At 54.1% G+C, this 638-nt stretch carries 1 protein-coding gene; it reads right to left on the reverse strand.

All coding sequences use genetic code 11. From position 1 onward, the window contains the following. Positions 1-638 (reverse strand): RNA-guided endonuclease TnpB family protein (locus C3418_RS23860; protein ID WP_146054168.1); only part of this gene is annotated, 638 nt, incomplete at both ends.

Consider the following 638-nt stretch of genomic DNA (forward strand, 5'->3'; position numbering starts at 1 on the left):
GCTGGATCTTGGCTTTTTGTTTCTTCCAGTTGCTGCTGAACTTTACCTTTTTGCTCAACTGGCGTTGGAGCCTTGCCAGCTTGGTCTGATTGGTTTTGAAGCTGTTGACGGGCTCAAACACCGTGCCGTCTGACAGGGTTGCGAGCTTGGCGATCCCCGCATCTAGCCCGACCATTGAGCCGGAGGGGTGAATTGGCTCAAGCGTCTCCTGCTCGACCTGAAAGGAGATATACCAGTGCCCGGCTGCTTGGCTGACGGTCGCGTTTTTAATTTTCCCTTCAACTGGCTGGGACTGACGGAACTTGACCCACGCCAGCCCGGCAGGCAGCTTCACGCGACCCTTTTCAAGGCGGCAATACTTGTCGAAGTTGACGAACCGGATAGCGTCGCGGTTGTCGCTTTTTTTCTTGAATACGGGTGCCTTGGCGGCGAGTTTCTTATCAAAGCAGCGCATCCACGCGCCATGCAAATCCTTGAGCTTCTGCTGGAGGTTGTCGGTATATGCCTCGGCCAGAAAGGCCATTTCTGGGTCTTTCTTCCAACTGGTGAGCATCCGGTTCAGCTCAAAGGCAGAAGGTAGTTTTTCGCCAGCATCCAGAATGCGCTTTGTCTCTGCCAGCCCGTGATTCCAGACATAA

The organism is Aeromonas sp. ASNIH8 (assembly GCF_002919855.1).
GTDB lineage: Bacteria > Pseudomonadota > Gammaproteobacteria > Enterobacterales > Aeromonadaceae > Aeromonas > Aeromonas caviae.